This window comes from Arenibacter certesii DSM 19833, assembly GCF_000429545.1.
Lineage (GTDB): Bacteria > Bacteroidota > Bacteroidia > Flavobacteriales > Flavobacteriaceae > Arenibacter > Arenibacter certesii.
The window spans coordinates 1-16878 of record NZ_AUCB01000043.1 but is presented as its reverse complement, the minus strand read 5'-3'; the positions used below and the strand labels follow the sequence as shown (position 1 = coordinate 16878).

8 protein-coding genes and 3 pseudogenes are annotated in these 16878 nt (G+C 35.3%); 4 read left to right on the top strand and 7 right to left on the bottom strand.

The annotated features are described in order from the left end of the window. Position 1: 1 nt before the first annotated feature. The 5 genes from G466_RS0116840 to G466_RS0116820 all read right to left on the bottom strand — a co-directional run bounded on the left by G466_RS0116840 (position 2) and on the right by G466_RS0116820 (position 13035). Positions 2–2740: a DUF1553 domain-containing protein gene (locus tag G466_RS0116840; protein WP_229797255.1), complete on the bottom strand. Its 2739-nt coding sequence runs from the start codon at positions 2738–2740 to the stop codon at positions 2–4. Between the two features lie 655 nt (positions 2741–3395). Beyond that, positions 3396–6809, bottom strand: a complete 3414-nt coding sequence (locus G466_RS22430) for a VCBS repeat-containing protein (RefSeq protein WP_051315735.1) — start codon at positions 6807–6809, stop codon at positions 3396–3398. Positions 6810–6911: 102 nt separating this feature from the next. Further along, entirely contained in the window at positions 6912–7958 is a 1047-nt protein-coding gene (locus tag G466_RS0116830) for an NHL repeat-containing protein (protein WP_026814692.1), read from the bottom strand. 354 nt (positions 7959–8312) lie between these two features. Further along, positions 8313–9968, bottom strand: coding sequence for a RagB/SusD family nutrient uptake outer membrane protein (locus G466_RS0116825; RefSeq protein ID WP_026814691.1), 1656 nt, complete (start codon positions 9966–9968; stop codon positions 8313–8315). Positions 9969–9978: 10 nt separating this feature from the next. After that, positions 9979–13035, bottom strand: a complete 3057-nt coding sequence (locus G466_RS0116820; protein WP_026814690.1) for a SusC/RagA family TonB-linked outer membrane protein — start codon at positions 13033–13035, stop codon at positions 9979–9981. A gap of 120 nt (positions 13036–13155) precedes the next feature. Between G466_RS0116820 and G466_RS0116815 the strand changes: the two genes are divergently transcribed. Next, a complete protein-coding gene (locus G466_RS0116815; protein ID WP_026814689.1) occupies positions 13156–14028 on the top strand; it encodes an AraC family transcriptional regulator in 873 nt (290 codons plus the stop codon). 289 nt (positions 14029–14317) lie between these two features. Here G466_RS0116815 and G466_RS22425 read toward each other — a convergent pair. Further along, positions 14318–14935 (bottom strand): annotated as a pseudogene (locus tag G466_RS22425) (N-acetylmuramoyl-L-alanine amidase family protein). 222 nt (positions 14936–15157) lie between these two features. Between G466_RS22425 and G466_RS0116805 the strand changes: the two are divergent. Beyond that, positions 15158–15445: a hypothetical protein gene (locus G466_RS0116805; RefSeq protein ID WP_026814688.1), complete on the top strand. Its 288-nt coding sequence runs from the start codon at positions 15158–15160 to the stop codon at positions 15443–15445. Positions 15446–15808: 363 nt separating this feature from the next. Further along, positions 15809–16213, top strand: a pseudogene (locus tag G466_RS23620) (DUF4138 domain-containing protein); the annotation flags it as partial. Positions 16214–16231: 18 nt separating this feature from the next. Here the strand turns inward: G466_RS23620 and G466_RS22415 are convergent. Then, positions 16232–16525: pseudogene (locus tag G466_RS22415) on the bottom strand (transposase); the annotation flags it as partial. A gap of 58 nt (positions 16526–16583) precedes the next feature. On the opposite strand from G466_RS22415, the gene G466_RS0116785 reads away from it, so the two are divergent. Next, positions 16584–16878, top strand: a 295-nt coding sequence (locus G466_RS0116785; protein ID WP_026814684.1) for an ISAon1 family transposase N-terminal region protein, incomplete at its 3' end; no start/stop codon positions are given.

The following is a 16878-nucleotide window of genomic DNA, read 5'->3' as shown; positions in this document are numbered from 1 at the left end:
GCTATGATTTTGTTAAAAATTCATCTAAATTCATTATGGCATTAGCCACAACGGTTAGTGCTGCTAAATTGGCATCAACCTCCGATTCAACGGGTAGAAACTCCCTTATAGATTCGGCTTGCTGTTCAAATTCAATGATTGAATTTGTATAGAGTGTTTTTAAGGAAATTAGTTTATTTTTATCAATTTCGCTCATTAAGGCCTTATAATAGCCTGAAGCAATGGCATTATCCGGATCATCAAACTTCGTCATATATTTTGCCAAAAAATATGCAGCTTCCAAATATACCGGATCATTAAGTGTAACCAAAGCTTGTAAAGGGGTATTAGTCACTGTCCTTCTAACTGTAGATACTTCACGGCTACTCCCATCAAATGTAACAATAGAAGGATAGGGGCTTGTTCGTTTTAAATAGGTATATACAGCTCTTCGGTATTTATCCTCCCCCTTACTTTCCACCCAATATTCCCCGCTGTAAACAGTTTGCCAAACACCCTCTGGTTGGGGAGGCATAACACTCGGACCATACATCTTGTCACTCAATAATCCTGATACCGCCAAGGCCTGGTCTCGAATCTGTTCCGCAGACAACCTTGTCCTTGGTCCTCGGGCATACAGTTTGTTTTCAGGGTCCTTTTGATATAAAATCGCGTTGTTCATAGAACTTTGACGATAGGTCCCAGACATCACAATTTCTTTAACTAAAGATTTGATACTCCATTCGTGCTCATTCATAAATCTTAAAGCTAACCAATCCAATAATTCAGGATGGGAAGGTGCATCCGATTGGGATCCCATGTCCTCCAAGGATGCTACAATGCCTCTTCCAAATAGCTGATGCCACACTCTATTTACCAAGGTTCTTGCAGTAAGCGGATTTTCCTTGCTAACAAGCCATTTAGATAATCCCAACCTATTTTTTGGCCATTCACTCTTCCAATCATTCAACACATGAGGAGTACCCGGTTCTATGGTATCTGTTTGGCTTAGCCAACTTCCCCTTTCAAAAAATCGAGTAGTTCTTTTTTGAAAATCAGGATTTTCCACTAAAATTGGTAAAGTAGGAGTTTTGGTGTTTATCAGTTCCATAAACTCCTTATCAATTTCAGAATAACCTGGAGATTCACTTCCTTTAACCTCAGGAAGAAAGGCAATCCATGAAATATAACTTGTAGGGGTTTTAGCTGAGATCGTAGGGTTCTCCGCCTCTATATATAAAGTCGTTTTCTCATTTATTTTCTTAAATGGAAATTTATGGATAACCCTTCCTTGGGTTTTATTAGTCTTAAATCTTGCCAGAATTTCTCCCTCAGGATTATCCTTTCGTATTGTTATTGTGCTAGCATCCACTCCGGAAGAATATCTTAGATAAATATAGTTTGCACCCTGTGTATAAACATCTTTTATATAACATGAACCGTTGTCGCGAAGTCCAATGGACTGGGAGCCCGCAAGACTACCATTCGTATAATTCTCCGCTAAATGGGCATGGTATACAGGCTCTAAATATTTCATGAAATTATTGTAAGCCTCAGCAACCTCTTTATTATTATTCTTTAATATCCAATCATAAACCTTAGATAATTTGATTTCCTGCTCTTTGTCATAAAATTTTAGATTGGGTTCATCTCCAGTAGTATCCTCATCCCTTGTATTGTTAAAGAAAGCCATCAGGTTATAAAACTCTTCATGCTTGAAGGGGTCATAAGTATGACTATGACATTGCACGCATCCAATAGTGGTACTTTGCCATACTTCAAAAGTGGTATTAACTCTATCAATAACAGCGGCAACCCTAAATTCTTCGTCATCCGTTCCGCCTTCATCGTTGTTCATAGTGTTTCTATGGAAAGCGGTAGCGATAAGTTGGTCTACCGAGGGGTTTGGCAGTAAATCCCCTGCAAGTTGCTCAACGGTAAATTGATCAAATGGCATATCCTTATTTAATGCTCTTATTACCCAATCCCGATATTCCCACATGGATCTCCCCATGTCCTTCTCATACCCTTTAGAATCTGCATAACGGGCGTGATCTAGCCACCAACTTGCCCACTTTTCCCCATAAGAATTTCTAGACAAGAGATCGTCTACCATATTCTCATAAGAAATATTGCCAGAATTAAAACTTTCGTATAGATCCGTATTTATAGGAAGCCCCGTTATATCCATGGAAAGCCTTCTGGAAATTACGTTCGGCTCTGCAGGCGAGCTAGGTTCCAAGTCGTTATTATCAAGCCCTCTTAGTATAAAGTAGTCAATTTCATTTTTTATAAAACCTTTGGTGTTCTCGGAAGAAATCCCAGCTACCTGTACTGTTTCAGGGATGTTTACTTTATCTGGAAGACTGTAAGCCCAATGTTCGCCCCATTTGGCACCTTGATTTACCCATTGAGTCAATAATTCTATTTCTTCTTCCGATAACCTTGCCTTTTGGTAAGGCATGCGTAATTCAGGATCATCCTCCTTTAATAGTTGTATGAATGAGCTTTTGGCAGCATTACCAGGAATAATCGCGGGATGGCCAGACTCGGTGTCCGCAAAGGCCTCTTCCTCGAACAATAGACTAAACCCACCACTTTTTTTTACCCCACCGTGGCATGCGATACAGTTTTTATTGAGAATAGGTTTTACTTGGGTGCTAAAATCTATTAACGGATCAGGTTTCAAATAGTCAACTAGTAAAATTACAATGCCAATTATAATGACAAAAAACGATGTTGTAATAATTCTTCTTTTCACTCTTATTTATTTAAAATATTACGATTTACCGAGCACATTTTATCGATTATAATTTCCCTTTAAAAAAATCATTTTAGAAAATTCGAATTACATGCAAATAATAAATCGATATTACCCTAGAAACAAAATGCCTATATATCAAACAAGATCTTAAAGCTGTATTGATAGCACTAAATGCTAACGCAAATTATCCATTAAAAATCTATATAAGCTGCAATATATTGACCAAAACATCATCAATATTTGCCTGATAAATCAATTCGAAGCGATCTTTGATAATATAGTGCACAAACAGAGTTGATTTGACGTCACTTGTCAGAAATTTATATTAATTACATTTTTTGAATTTATAAGACACAAATAAAATGTTCAAATCAATAACAAAAATTATCGTTAGGTATACAGGTAAGGGTAACGATTCTAATAGAGTAATGGATAGTTAAAAACTTAAAAATCAGAATAAAGTTTGTTTCAAAACATTATTATCTTTATTATTTTATTAGGTTATGTTCTGGTATACCTTGCTACACATATGCAATTTTATCCAGGACAAACCCACATTCATATTACCAAAATAAGTATTCAAATATTAACTATTTAGTAATGAGGCAAGAATAGGAGTATTTCGCCTTGAATAAATATTTAAAGATTCCCTTTAATCTGAATAAACTTTATTTGGTATAGCCACCTTAAAAGATTGTATGCTATCATTATTTTTGGATATAATGATATGCGTTGTATTATATCCATTCATTAATTTTAAATCCCTTACATCCCCTTCAATCCAAACACCAAATTCATCTCTTTCAAATACATTGAAGTCACCTTTCCCATCGCCTTCCAACAATAGCCCTTTACCAGCATCGATAGGTCCATGTTGCACTCTGAATGGATAAAAATTACCAACTAAGAGAATATCTTTTATATCATCTCCCGTAAAATCTTTAGCTATAATTCCCTGAGTAGATGAGAATTGCGCCTTCATTGGTAATAGATGAATATTAAAACTACTATTCAAATTTTCTAGATAAACACTTTCTAGTTGATTAACCCTCAAGTGCGTAGACTTATTAAGTTGATCAGGCGAAAAAACATCCTCTAAAGTTGCCGAGGCATAGTGGGAATGCTTTAAAAACTTCTTTCTTAATCTAGGAAAAGCATCGTGCATCTCACTTAACGATGCAATGGGATAGCGCTTTCCTTGAACATAACTACTGTAAATTGAAGCTAGTGTTCCATGTTCACCAAAATCACCAATATATGCCTCAAGCGGCTCTTCTTCTGAAACTTGAAAAGGTAGATTCAATCCCATATTCCCAACTATTATATCCAAGTCACCATCTCCATCCATGTCAGCAACTTCAATACTTTGCCATAATCCATTAGTTTTGGAAAGTCCTAGTTCATTTGTTTTTTCTACCAACTTTCCCTTTTCGTTAATAAAAACGCGGATTGGCATCCATTCTCCAACCAATATAAGATCTAACAAAGAATCATTATTTATATCTGCCCAAATTGCATCAGTAATTAACCCTGGTCGTCTTAGTTCTGGGTTTATCTCATTTGTTGCTAGACTAAATTTGACTTCTCCTGTTAATTTATCTGTTTCATTTCTTAAAATTCCACCTGGTGCATTATTCGGATAATTCCCAGGCACACTTCCTCCACCAACAAACAAATCTATTTTACCATCCCCATCATAATCACCAGCCGCAACCACGCTACCGTTTGAAAATGCTTGGGGTAAAGCATTCTCCTGTGCCGCATAAAAATTTCCTTTCCCATCATTGATATAAAGCCTGTCTCTTAAATAAGGGGAACCTAATGGAATTTCACTTCCTCCGCTTACAACATATAAATCTTTATCCCCATCTCCATCTGCGTCAAAGAATACGGAAGCTGTGGTTTCAAAGTCTTTACTAATTTTCCAACATTCATCATTGGAAGGAATATAAGATCCATCTGGTTTTGACAAAAAAAGTTGATCCATTTGCCCATATGCCCCACCGATAAATACGTCATCAATTCCGTCCCCATTAACGTCTGCAACGGACATCTTGGGCCCAGACCTAGAACTTTGTTTTAAAGCTAGGCGATCCACATTAAAATCAACATAATTGTTCTCTTTATGGACAAAATTAAGTCCATATAGCTGCGTTGAATCCTCGAAAATATTATTTCTAGAAGAATCATCTTTACTCTGTTTAATTGCAGTAGATGTTGTTTGGTCATATTCAAGTAGCGTATTTAACTTTATGTTTTCTTCAACGGTAACACTCCCATCTGGCCATTGAATTTTAAGATTTGCTTTATTAGATTTCCCTATGCCAAAATTGAGAATAGGATCAACAGATGATTGATAACCTCTAGCCGTGTAGTTCTCGAGAAATTGAACCAAAGAATCCGTATACAACCAAACCTTTGCGCCTATTGCAAAGCTATTTTTAGCACTGCCTCTTAATTTAATCCTGACAAAATTATTTTCTTCTTGATCTACAGTGTTTTTGAATACGCCAATAGGGGAATTGGTATTACTTATCACTAAATCCAAATCCCCGTCATTATCTAAATCAACATATGCAGCGCCTGTTGATACCGTAGGCATTGAAAGCCCCCATTTATTGGTAACATCTTTAAATGTATAGTTATCTTGATTCTTAAATATATAGTTTGGAATTTTAGTTGAAGGTATTTTATTTACCAGCTCATAAATAGCCTTGGCGTATTTATTTTTACCCTTATCACTTAGCAATTCAACACCATGAGCTCTTGCATTTTGAACTGCCTGATTGGCTTCAAAATTTAAAAAATCCATATTTGTATAATCTCTTAGATAGCCATTGGTAACAAAAATGTCTTTTAAACCGTCGTTATCAAAATCCGCAATCAAAGATGCCCAACTCCAATCCGTATTTGATATACCTGCAAGTTGACCAATTTCACTGAATCTAGGCACTCCATTCTGATCAATACCTTGGTTTAACTGTAGCATATTTCGCATCTGCTGTTTGTGATATCCACTATCAACAGCAATTTGATAACGAACATATTCATCAGGACCCTTCAATAGTTTTTGCCTATAATTATCCTCCGGAAGCATATCCATTGTTATTAAATCAACTAACCCATCATTATTTATATCAGCTGCGTCGTTACCCATTGAAAATTTAGAAATATGCCCAAATGCCATCTTAGTAGCATCGACAAATGTTCCATCTCCATTATTTAGGTAAAGAAAATCTTGCTCCTCATAATCATTAGAAACATAAATATCAGGAAAACCATCTTGATTAAAATCACTTATTGCCACTCCCAAACCAAAGTTTAATCCTCCTCCATAAATTCCGGCACTTTCACTAACCTCAACAAAATTATTGTCATCATTACGATATAGGCTATTTCCGAAAAAGGGATGCCTTGTATTACGTAGTTTAGTACTGTTAAAGAAAGGTGAATAATATGAGTTTGCATGGTTTAATAAAAACATATCCAAATCTCCATCAAGATCATAATCAAAGAAAACTGCTTGAGTACTAAAGCTTCCTTCGGCGTCCAACCCATATTCAACCGCTTCATCTATAAACACTGGAACCCCATCATTATTATTCCCTTTATTAATGAATAACTGATTTGCCCTAAGGTCATTTGTTCCTAGCCCAGAATAACAAACATATATATCCAGTAATCCATCACCATTAACATCTGCAATACTAGTTCCTGTCTTCCAGCCTCGTCTACCTCCTACCCCTGCCACAGCAGTAACATCTTCGAAAATAAAATTTCCCTTATTAATATAAAGTTTATTTTCTACAGTATTACCTGTAACATAAATATCAGCTAATCCATCTTGGTTAAAATCACCTATTCCTACACCTCCTCCATTGTAGAGATATTGATATTGCATTATATTAAGTTCATCAGTTTCAATGACTTCATTAATAAATGAGATATTGGTTTGATCAGAATGAATTTGCTTAAATAAACTTGTCTCTTCTTTCTTACATTGAAACAATATAACTGAGGAGAAAAGAAAAGTGAATATTTTCAACGCTTTTTCTATCTGTTTCATAACGGTAATTTCATCTAAAAATATTATTGAAGTTCTGACAATTCGAAAAATCTAGTCCCAAATACTGATTCCACTTAATACTCCAAAACATGAATTTATATATTAAATACGCTCGAGCTTTATCGGATAAGTTTTTCCTGAAGACCATTGAGGAATATAAAGATTCTTATCGGCATCAATGCAGACATCATGTGGGTGTTTAAAGGTATTACCTTTTTGAACTAATTTATTTAAATTCCCATTTTCATAGCTCGGATGTCCACCTCCAGGTGCCGAAACCACTTCATTATTCTTATCTAAAATTAAAACAAATCCCGATTCAGAATTCCATGGCATTTTAGAAACCAATACTGCCGTATAAACATTCTCTTCATCTATCACGGGTCTACTTATAAATGCACCGGGTAACTTTATTGTTTCAATATAATCACCCTGCAGCGTAAACCGCTTTAAAGCATTCTGTACGCGAGCAGAAATCAAAAGTGTAGGATTATCTTTATTTCTATTATCTAAACAAATCCCGTGGGCATTGTTGAAAAACTGTCCACTATCTCCCCTGCCTCCAAAAATATTTAAAAGCGTTCCTTTATAATCATAATGAAGAATATATTGTTCACCATAGCCATCTGCAATATAAAAATCTCCATTTGGAGCAACAGCAATCTCAGTAGGCCTAAATTTTTCTCTCTTCTCATATTTACCAGTCTCGTGTGGGTAATTGATTGTCATCAAAATTCTTCCATCTAGTGTTGTTTTAAAAACCTGATTGCGGTCATGATCAGTAATAAACAGAAATTCTTCTTCTCCCTCCTGAGAAATAGTAAGTCCATGAGCACCAGGAAATTCCGTCCCCCATGTTTTTAATACTTTGCCCGAACGATCATAAATTAATACATTATTTTTCGTTTCATTAGTCAATAAAATTAAATTCCCCCTTTTATCCTGTACCATTTCATGACAATCATTTACAGGTATTTTCCCAGAATCTTGCACACCCCATTGCGTATCTACTTTATATCGAAAATCTCCGTGTCCAATTATTCCGTGACTATCCAACGAATGATTCAAATTGCCTGCATTTGTCGAAAAGGGAAACATTGTTACACCTAGAGTATAAGGCAATAATTTATTAAAACTTCTTCTATCCATAATCAAGATACTTTTATTTATACGTAGCTAAAAAGTGTTTAAAGTTAATAAATGTCCAAGATTAGATAGATAGTATTTACATACCTTATAACGATAAACTGGAAAAGCTGTACATGTTTTTCTAGATTAATCTTACAACGCTAAGGTAGGTTTAGGCTCCTAAAATCACCTATTTTGCTATAACATTCGCGTTATCAAGAATAGACCTCAAATTAAACTAATACACAACTTAAATACTATCCAAATACATATTTGACTTCAGGAAAAATTATAAAACCCTATAACTAGAAATTTATTCAAGTTATAGGGTTGAAATAAACTTAATTCAACTACACGTTAAAAAACGGTTTAAAATTACCAACCTGAATTTTGCTCCAATTTTGGATTTACCTCTATAGCTTCTTGTGGTATCGGAAATAAGTAATCACGGGGTTCGTTAAACCGCATTTCCCCCCTTAAGGCATCAACTCTATTATATTCTAGCGAGCTATCAGGCTGAACTACAATACGCATTCCACCTTTGGATTTATTAAAAACTGTACCCGCTATTCTCCAACGAATAATATCCCAATACCGCTTATCTCCTTCAAAAGCAAGTTCCACACGGCGTTCATTTCGGATTTTTTCACGCATAGTAGATTGGTCCAAACCTGATAATGGTTGTAATCCTCCGCGAGCTCTTAATTGATTCACGGCATCATATACAGTACCATCTGGCCCAGAAAGTTCGTTTTTAGCTTCAGCATAAATCAGTAAAATTTCACCAAAACGATAAACAATAGCATTTGTAGTTCCCACACTTTTCCCATAATATGTGGTTTCTGATGGAGCTACTTTAGGATTTAAATGTTTTGCAAAATAATAACCTGTTAAAGTACCTTGGTGTGTATGGTTATCATCGAAAGAATTACTAAAAGATCCTTGCTGTACAGTGGGATCGAAAAATGTCCATATCTTACCCCCTCTCCAATCCGAACCATTATATAATATTGTTGCATAAAACCTATTATCACGGTTGGTATATGGGTCGTTAGCATGATCTTCATCATTACCTAATGACCCATCTTTAAATTCATAAGAATCCACTAATTCTTGAGTAGGGAGCAAATGGCCCCATCCCGCAGCAACCCCTGTAACTGGATCAACTCGTGGACTATTAAAAACCTCATTATCATGAGCATAAGATTCATTAAACTCCACATCAAAAATAACCTCACTATTATCTTCAGTTTCAGGTCTAAATAATGACGAATAATCATCGACAAGGCTATAGTCCAACGCGAAAATCTCCTCACAAGTAATTACACAGTCACTCCATCGTTCTGAAAATAATTGAGCGTCTGCCATTTGAGCTAATGCAGCACCTTTGGAGGCTCTAGTCGACCTATCTCCTGTCCAAACCTCAGGAAGAACGTCTGCTGCTTCCCGGCAATCTTGAACTATAAAATCTATAGTTTCTTCAAAAGAACTTCGAGGAAATGTAATTCCCTCTTCTGAATCCCTACTTAAAACTTTATCGATTAGAGGCACCCCTCCAAAATACTTGACAAGTCGGAGATAGAAAAAAGCACGCAGAAATTTTGCTTGACCTTGAAGTTGATTCTTTTCATCAATCGAATAAGTTCCTTCTGGAGCAGCCTCTACATTATTAATTATCATATTCGCCTTTCTTATAGATGCATAATGTGATCTCCACGTTCCATTACCTATTGGCGCATTAGAAGTACTATAGTCTCTACGAGCTATTTCATTTTGCGAAGTAGTCCAACCGAACGTCGCCATACTATCATCTGACCAGTTTGCCCTTGCATCTTCACTAAACCATTCAGTACCTACCGGGATATCACTATATAATTCATTAAGAAAAATATTAGTATTGGTATAAGAAGAGAAGACTGCATCCGAAGTTATAGAAGATTTAGGTTGAACCTCAACAAAATCTTCACTACAGCTTACTAGCATAATTGCAACCATAACCCATGTGGACATATAAATAAATGTATCTTTCATTTTATTTTAATTAAAAGTTAATATCTACTCCAAAAGTGACCGTTTTTTGCTGCCAATATCCGGTATAATTATTTGGGTTTTCAGGATCTACGTCAGTTTTAAGTTTGGTAAAGGTCAATAGATTTTGACCTGATAGATAAAAACGAATACTGCTTAATTGAGGAATATCTTGGAATGTATATCCTAAGGTTACCGTTTTCATTCTTAAATAGTCACCATTACGAATCCAGTGCGAAGAGCCTCTATAATTATATCCCACTGGATTGGAAGTCAAACGTGGATATTCCGAATTGGGATTAGATGGCGTCCAATAATCGAGGTGATTTTCAAAAACTACACCATTAGATTGCTCGAAAGCTTGTGCCCCCCAACCACCTAAATAGGTGTCGGAACCCAAAGATCCCTGCCAAAAAGTGGTTAAAGATAAATCTTTATATTTAAGGCCTACATTGAAACCAAAAGTTGTCTCAGGAAATGCAGATTTACCGATAGCTATATTGTCTAGGTTATTAATTTCACCATCCTCATTTCGATCCCAGTATTTAATATCCCCCGGTTTTAAATTTCCTAGATTAGCCGCATAAGGAGTAGCTGCAATCTCATCCTCATCTTGGAAGTAACCCAATGACTTGAGGCCAAAACGAGTTCCATAAGCCTTTCCTGTTCTACTTCTATAGGGATCATCAAGTGTAGCATCATTCTCAGCTATTTCCAGAAGTTTATTCTTTGCATGCGTAAAATTTAATCCAACATCTAAGCTTAGTTCATCAGAAAAATAATGCTTATAACTTGCGGATAAATCAAATCCTTTATTTTCCATTACTCCATTATTCTCTTGACCAATTCCAATTCCAAATTCATTAGGAATAACGACATTTGCATCAATTAACATATCAGACCTTTTCTCATAAAAATAATCAAGCTCCATCCTTAATCCTGAATTAAATAAATCCACTTCGAGCCCTAAATTACTTTTGATTGCTTTTTCCCATGTTATGCTTCGATTTGGATCTAAAGATTCGGCTACACTTGATACCGAACCACTATTGAAAGCGTATGAATTATTACGTACAACAAACTGACTTAGATATTGAAACGGATTACCGGCTAAATTACCTGATTTACCCCATGACCCTCTCATTTTCATATTATTTATCAGACCATCAGTATTAAAGAAATCTTCATCACTTATACGCCATGCAGCTGAGAAACTAGGAAAGAAAGAAAAACGTTTACCCGGCGCAAAATAATAGTGTCCATCGTACCTACCTCCTACTTCCAGAATATATTTTTTAGAGTAATCATAGGTAACCCTATATGCATAACCCAACTGCCTCTGATTTCTGGAAATTCCTCCTGCACTCAGATCCGATGGATTAGAATTTCCGCTTGTAGATAATTCGTCCAAATTTAAATTAAAATTTGTTCTAGTAACTGTTAGAAACTTATTTAGCTGATTGGGGTCATTTGTACCATCCCGAGGCTCAAAAACAGCAAGAGCATCTAGTCCGTGCTTTCCCCAGCTATTATTATATGCGGCTATTAATTGACCAGTTATTTGGCGAGAGCCCCCATAAGACTCTGTTAAAGCAGGTGCCTGAACATTACCGGTGTAAGCAGAGAGAGAATCATCATTGTTTATTTGATAAAAGGTATATGGTGTTTGCCAAGTCTTGCTTAACACATCTCTTTTATCTATTGCTAAATTAGCTTTAAGAATCAATCCAGGTATTGATTTAATTTGTTGCTCCAAACGAATCGTAAAAGCATATCGATAATCATCACTTTTAAAATATCCACTCTTATTAATATCTAAATAGGGATTGCGCTCAAAATATCCAGCAGGTGTATTTTGATCATTATTAAAGAATATAGGATTAGTAGAATTTAATCGCCAAAAGCCAAAAAGAATTTGCCCTGCTCCTATGGACGGAGTTTTTACATCCCTCAAAGAAGCCGATACATCAATCCCAAATTTAGTATTTTCAGATAACTGATAGTCAATATTTGAAGTTAAATTATATCTATTAAAATTGGTTGCATCTCCCCAAACGCCTTCTTGACCCAAATAACCCAAAGAAGCAAAATACTTAAATTTACCTTCACCTCCGGTAACGGTTACACCATGGGAAGTTATAGGTGCAGGCTTTATTAACAAATCAATAACATCTTCATTAGGATAACGATTGTGATCAGTTCCAGATTGAAATTTTGCAATATCTTGATCAGAAAAGGGTAAACTATTAGGATCTCCACCATCATTGACATAAGCTATATTCTTTAAACTAGCCCACTCTGAAGAACTTACTTGTTTTGGGAGATTTGTTGGGGATTGAAGTCCATAACTTCCGTTATAGACTATGCTAGCTTTACCTTCCTGCCCACGCTTTGTAGTAATGAGGACAACGCCATTGGCTCCTTTCAGACCATACGGAGCAACTGACGCTGCATCTTTAAGTACCGTTACTGTTTCAATATCCCTCGAATTTATGCTGGTAATATCCCTTTCGAATCCGTCTATAATAACTAAAGCAGCCGAATTCCCCATGGTTCCAATACCCCTCACTCGAAAAGTAGTCTCATCGAAACCCGGCTCACCACTACTTTGGGTAGCCAACAAGCCAGAAAGCCTACCTCCTAAATTGTTTGCAACAGATGCAACCGGAGCATCAACAAGTTCTTCTCCTTTAACTGAGGAAACAGATGCGGTAAGTGTTGTTTTTTTCTGAGCTCCATATCCTAACACAACCACTTCATCTAAAGCTTCAGAACTTTCATTTAAATTGACTACTAATGTTTTTTGATAATTGACAGCAACCTCTACTGTACTATAACCTAAATAACTAAATACTAAGGTAGCGTCATGATTTGCATCAATAGAAAAATTCCCATCAAAGTCCGAAACTACCCCTTTTTGTGTTCCCTTTACCACTATACTCACTCCGGGAAGAGGCATTTTATCTTCTACTGAAAAAACGGTTCCACTTACCGCTATTTCTTGAGAAGCCCCTAAATTCCAAAATAGAAGGAATAGTGCTACAATAATTGAATTAATAATTTTCCGCATGTTTTCACTTAAATTTAGTTGGTTTAATAATTTGGCAAATTAGTAGCATTTTCGAAATTTCCCGAATATTATATTAACAAAAACATTCTCTATATTTGCTTTTATTACAATTTCACAAACATGAGAGCAAATTACCATAAGTTAAACAACCCGATTGAACAAGCTTTCTATATCAGAGAAGATATTAGAGACTATTTTGACGATCATTGGCATTATCATAATATGCTGGAACTAGTTTATATTAAAAAAGGTGATGGCATAAGATATATGGGTGATTCAATTGATGCATTTACAGATGGAGATGTAGTGTTGCTTGGCGCTGAACTCCCTCACGTATGGAAAAGCAGCATTATGGAAAAAGAAAAGCTCGTTCCCAAGAGTAGTAAAGCCATTGTAATTCAGTTTTCTTTGGACTTTCTAGGTAATCATTTTATGAGCCTTTCCGAAACCCAACATATAAAAGCTCTTACAACAATTGCTAAAAGAGGAATTGTATTTAAAAATGCAGATAGAAAGATTATCGCTAAAAAAACAGAAGCACTTTTAAAATATGAGGGAATGGAAAGACTGATTAAGTTTATAGATCTTCTCCATTATGCAGCGCTTGCAAAAGATTATATATTATTGGCTAGTCCAGTTTTTGTTGACACTCTAATTAACTCTGATGAAAAAATAAACAAGGTCTTCTCCTATGTCTTGGACAATTTCACCGAAGACTTAGAGTTAAGTACTGTATCTTCAGTTATTAACATGAATAAATCGGCATTTTGTAGATATTTTAAAAATAGGACAAAAAAAACCTTTACAATGTTCTTAAACGAAGTACGCATTGGCCATGCTTGTAAACTGATTTCCCAAGATAAGATTCCAATAACCGAATGCGCATATTTAAGTGGATACAATAGTCCTTCGTATTTTTACAAACAATTTAAGCAGATAAAAGGGATTTCTCCATCGGAATATCAATCCAAGACAATTCAAACAGTAAATTAGCACAGAAAAATCCTCGAAGATGCTAAGCAAATTAGTAAATAATTATAATTTCCTCTTTATATATTTAATAAGTTGTAAAGTATCCGTATTAAATCCATAAACGGTATACTACCTTCATTTAACAAAGAATGTCCTGCACAAGTATTTAGACGATCTTCCCATACTTCCCATACCATTTTAGCTAAAGTTCCAATATTAAAGCAATGGGTGTGAATTTATAATTAATGTCGCTTAACCAATTTCTCTCCCTTATTATTCTTTAAAATATTTTATTATAATATGTGTTGAGTTAGATTAAAATAACCAAAGCTAATCCAGTTATACTTTCTCTTCTACTACTATGCTTAGCTTCTTCCTCATTTGATATAAAACCAAGTTCTAATAATACTCCTGGACATGTTAATTGAGCTTCCCTTAATACCTGAAAGTCATCATACATCACTCTCCTACTTTTATACCGCATAGAATTTTGAAACTCGAACAATAGTGTTTACGCTAAATGTTCGGACTCTCTTCTTAACTCTAAGTTTCGGTGACTCTGTGACCCCTGTATATATGCCTCTATGCCTTGGGATTCCTTTATAGGTGAATCATTGCAATGCAATGATATTAAAACATCCGCCAGTAACGATTTAACCAATTTTGCGCGATCAGCCAAGGAAATAAAAGTATCAGTATACCTGGTCAAATAAATCTCCAACCTATTATTGTAGAGTTCCTTATTCAGCCTAATTACTTCCCTGGCAACCTGAATGACAATATCCTTCTCATATATTCCATTAACACCAATAACACCAATAGCGCCAGAATCTTCTCCTCCATGCCCAGGATCTAAAACCACTCTTAGACTATTATTTTTTTGGGCACTAATGCTATTGGTATTAAAAGTCAATCCAATACAAAACATAACTGTCAAAAATCGATTCATAAGCCAACAATTATTTAGTGCGTGTTACAGCATATTCACCAATTTCTTCAATTCACCGATAATCCCTCAAATTTTAACGTTTAAGAATGTTAAAATTTATCTGATTCTAATCTTTCTAATCAATCCTTTAGACATTCCCTACTAAGAATTAAACAACTGCCCTACCCTATCCCCCTAGAGGGCTTCTAAATCAGCAATACCATGAAAAAATTTAAAAATTCAATCTTACTGCTAATTATGGCTACTCTACCAGCGTATTCCCAAATCGGAGGAATAGAAGACTCTGTCAACGATGTTTCAGATACCATTAGAACCATCTTCCCGATTATTCTAGGGGTAATCTTCCTAGTCGGGTTCTTGTTTAACGCAGGGCATTTTTTTGGTGAACACTCTGACCTAAAAAAAGGTATTACTCGGGTATTAATATTTGTTCTAATCGCAGGAGCAGTAGTAGGCATCTTCACCTATCTAATAGGCATAGTAGTCTAAGGAAATTAACCAAGTAAATATAAAATGGTGAATTACACCTAGTTCGTAAAACCGAATACCTATTTACTGATGATAAAATTTGAAGTGTATACTAACATTAGGAAAAAAGACCAATTAATACTTACATTCATGAGAAAGTTAATCATATTTTTTTGTTTTTATTCTTCCATATATTATATAGGTGCACAAAACATTCGAAATATTGACACTATCTATGCGAATAACCAAAAATTAAGTTCTTTATTCTTTCCAGACCCGATTCGACAAGGAATTACAGGATCCTCTAATTATGCTTTTAGTTATAATCGTGATAAAGAACAAAGTTTCGGATTACTCTAAGCAACACCCAGTGAGGAAAGCAATCTTTTAGTAATCACCAGTAATGGTGAGATTTACTCCTATTTACTTCGTTACTCTGAAAAACTTAATAAACTAAGTTATTTTATCGCAGCCACTGAAAGCATTCGAAACCAAAAATCAGGCACCATTAAATTGTCAAAACAACAAGTGTCTTTTACAGATACAGACACCGTTACCTCTCGAGATTATGCATTAAACTATTCCAAACTCTGCAAACAATTACTGAAAAACCCGAGACCTTTTGACCAAGTTAAGTATCGCAAAGGAATTAGGGTGAAGATGACCAAAACCATCTATTATAAAACTGATTTATATATCAAATTTGAAATCTCCAACACTTCAGAAATCGATTATGAAATAAATTCTTTAGACCTATTTAAAGTGAACGGAAATAATTGGACTACCTAATAATTTTGGTGCTATTTTTTATGCTACATTATACATGTTTTTTATTTTTAGTTCTAATTCCTTTTCTGTCGGTGTTTTATAGTCCAAGGCAGAATGTATTCTAACATTATTATACCAATTTACGTAGTTTCCAATAATTTGATAAGCTTGTAAGTAGGTCTTAAAGTTGTGCCTATGGTTACATTCATATTTTATGGTCTTAAAAAAACTTTCAGCTACGGCGTTGTCCCAACAGTTCCCTTTCCGGCTCATACTTTGAGTTGTTTTACAACTTAAACCTAACAGGCTTGTCATTTTATTTGAAGCATACTGGGCGTCAAGTGTAAAACTTGGGGAGAATCTTTATCTTTGACAACAAAGAGATTAGATCTTGGATATAGAATTAGTGCGGTATTTATTGCCAGAAGGCGTTTTGGATTACTTTGAAATTGTAGGCCATAAATCATCAGAAGGTAAGATTCATTTTTACTTAGAAGAAAAGAACGTGCTCCCCAAAGAGCACCAATCAGAAATAGCCCAGTCCAAAGGCTTCCTGCCAGAGATAACAGTTGAGGACTTCCCCTTAAGAGGTAAATCGGTACTGCTCCATATAAAGCGTAGGCGCTGGACTCTTATGGATACGGGAAAGATCATAAAAAGAGATTGGAATTTAATAGCTAAAGGCA

Bases quoted from the DNA above. Each gene is read 5' to 3' on its own strand.
- G466_RS22430 (WP_051315735.1), bottom strand. From the start codon at position 6,809: ATGAAACAGATAGAAAAAGCGTTGAAAATATTCACTTTTCTTTTCTCC.
- G466_RS0116830 (WP_026814692.1), bottom strand. From the start codon at position 7,958: ATGGATAGAAGAAGTTTTAATAAATTATTGCCTTATACTCTAGGTGTA.
- G466_RS0116825 (WP_026814691.1), bottom strand. From the start codon at position 9,968: ATGAAAGATACATTTATTTATATGTCCACATGGGTTATGGTTGCAATT.
- G466_RS0116820 (WP_026814690.1), bottom strand. From the start codon at position 13,035: ATGCGGAAAATTATTAATTCAATTATTGTAGCACTATTCCTTCTATTT.
- G466_RS0116815 (WP_026814689.1), top strand. From the start codon at position 13,156: ATGAGAGCAAATTACCATAAGTTAAACAACCCGATTGAACAAGCTTTC.
- G466_RS0116805 (WP_026814688.1), top strand. From the start codon at position 15,158: ATGAAAAAATTTAAAAATTCAATCTTACTGCTAATTATGGCTACTCTA.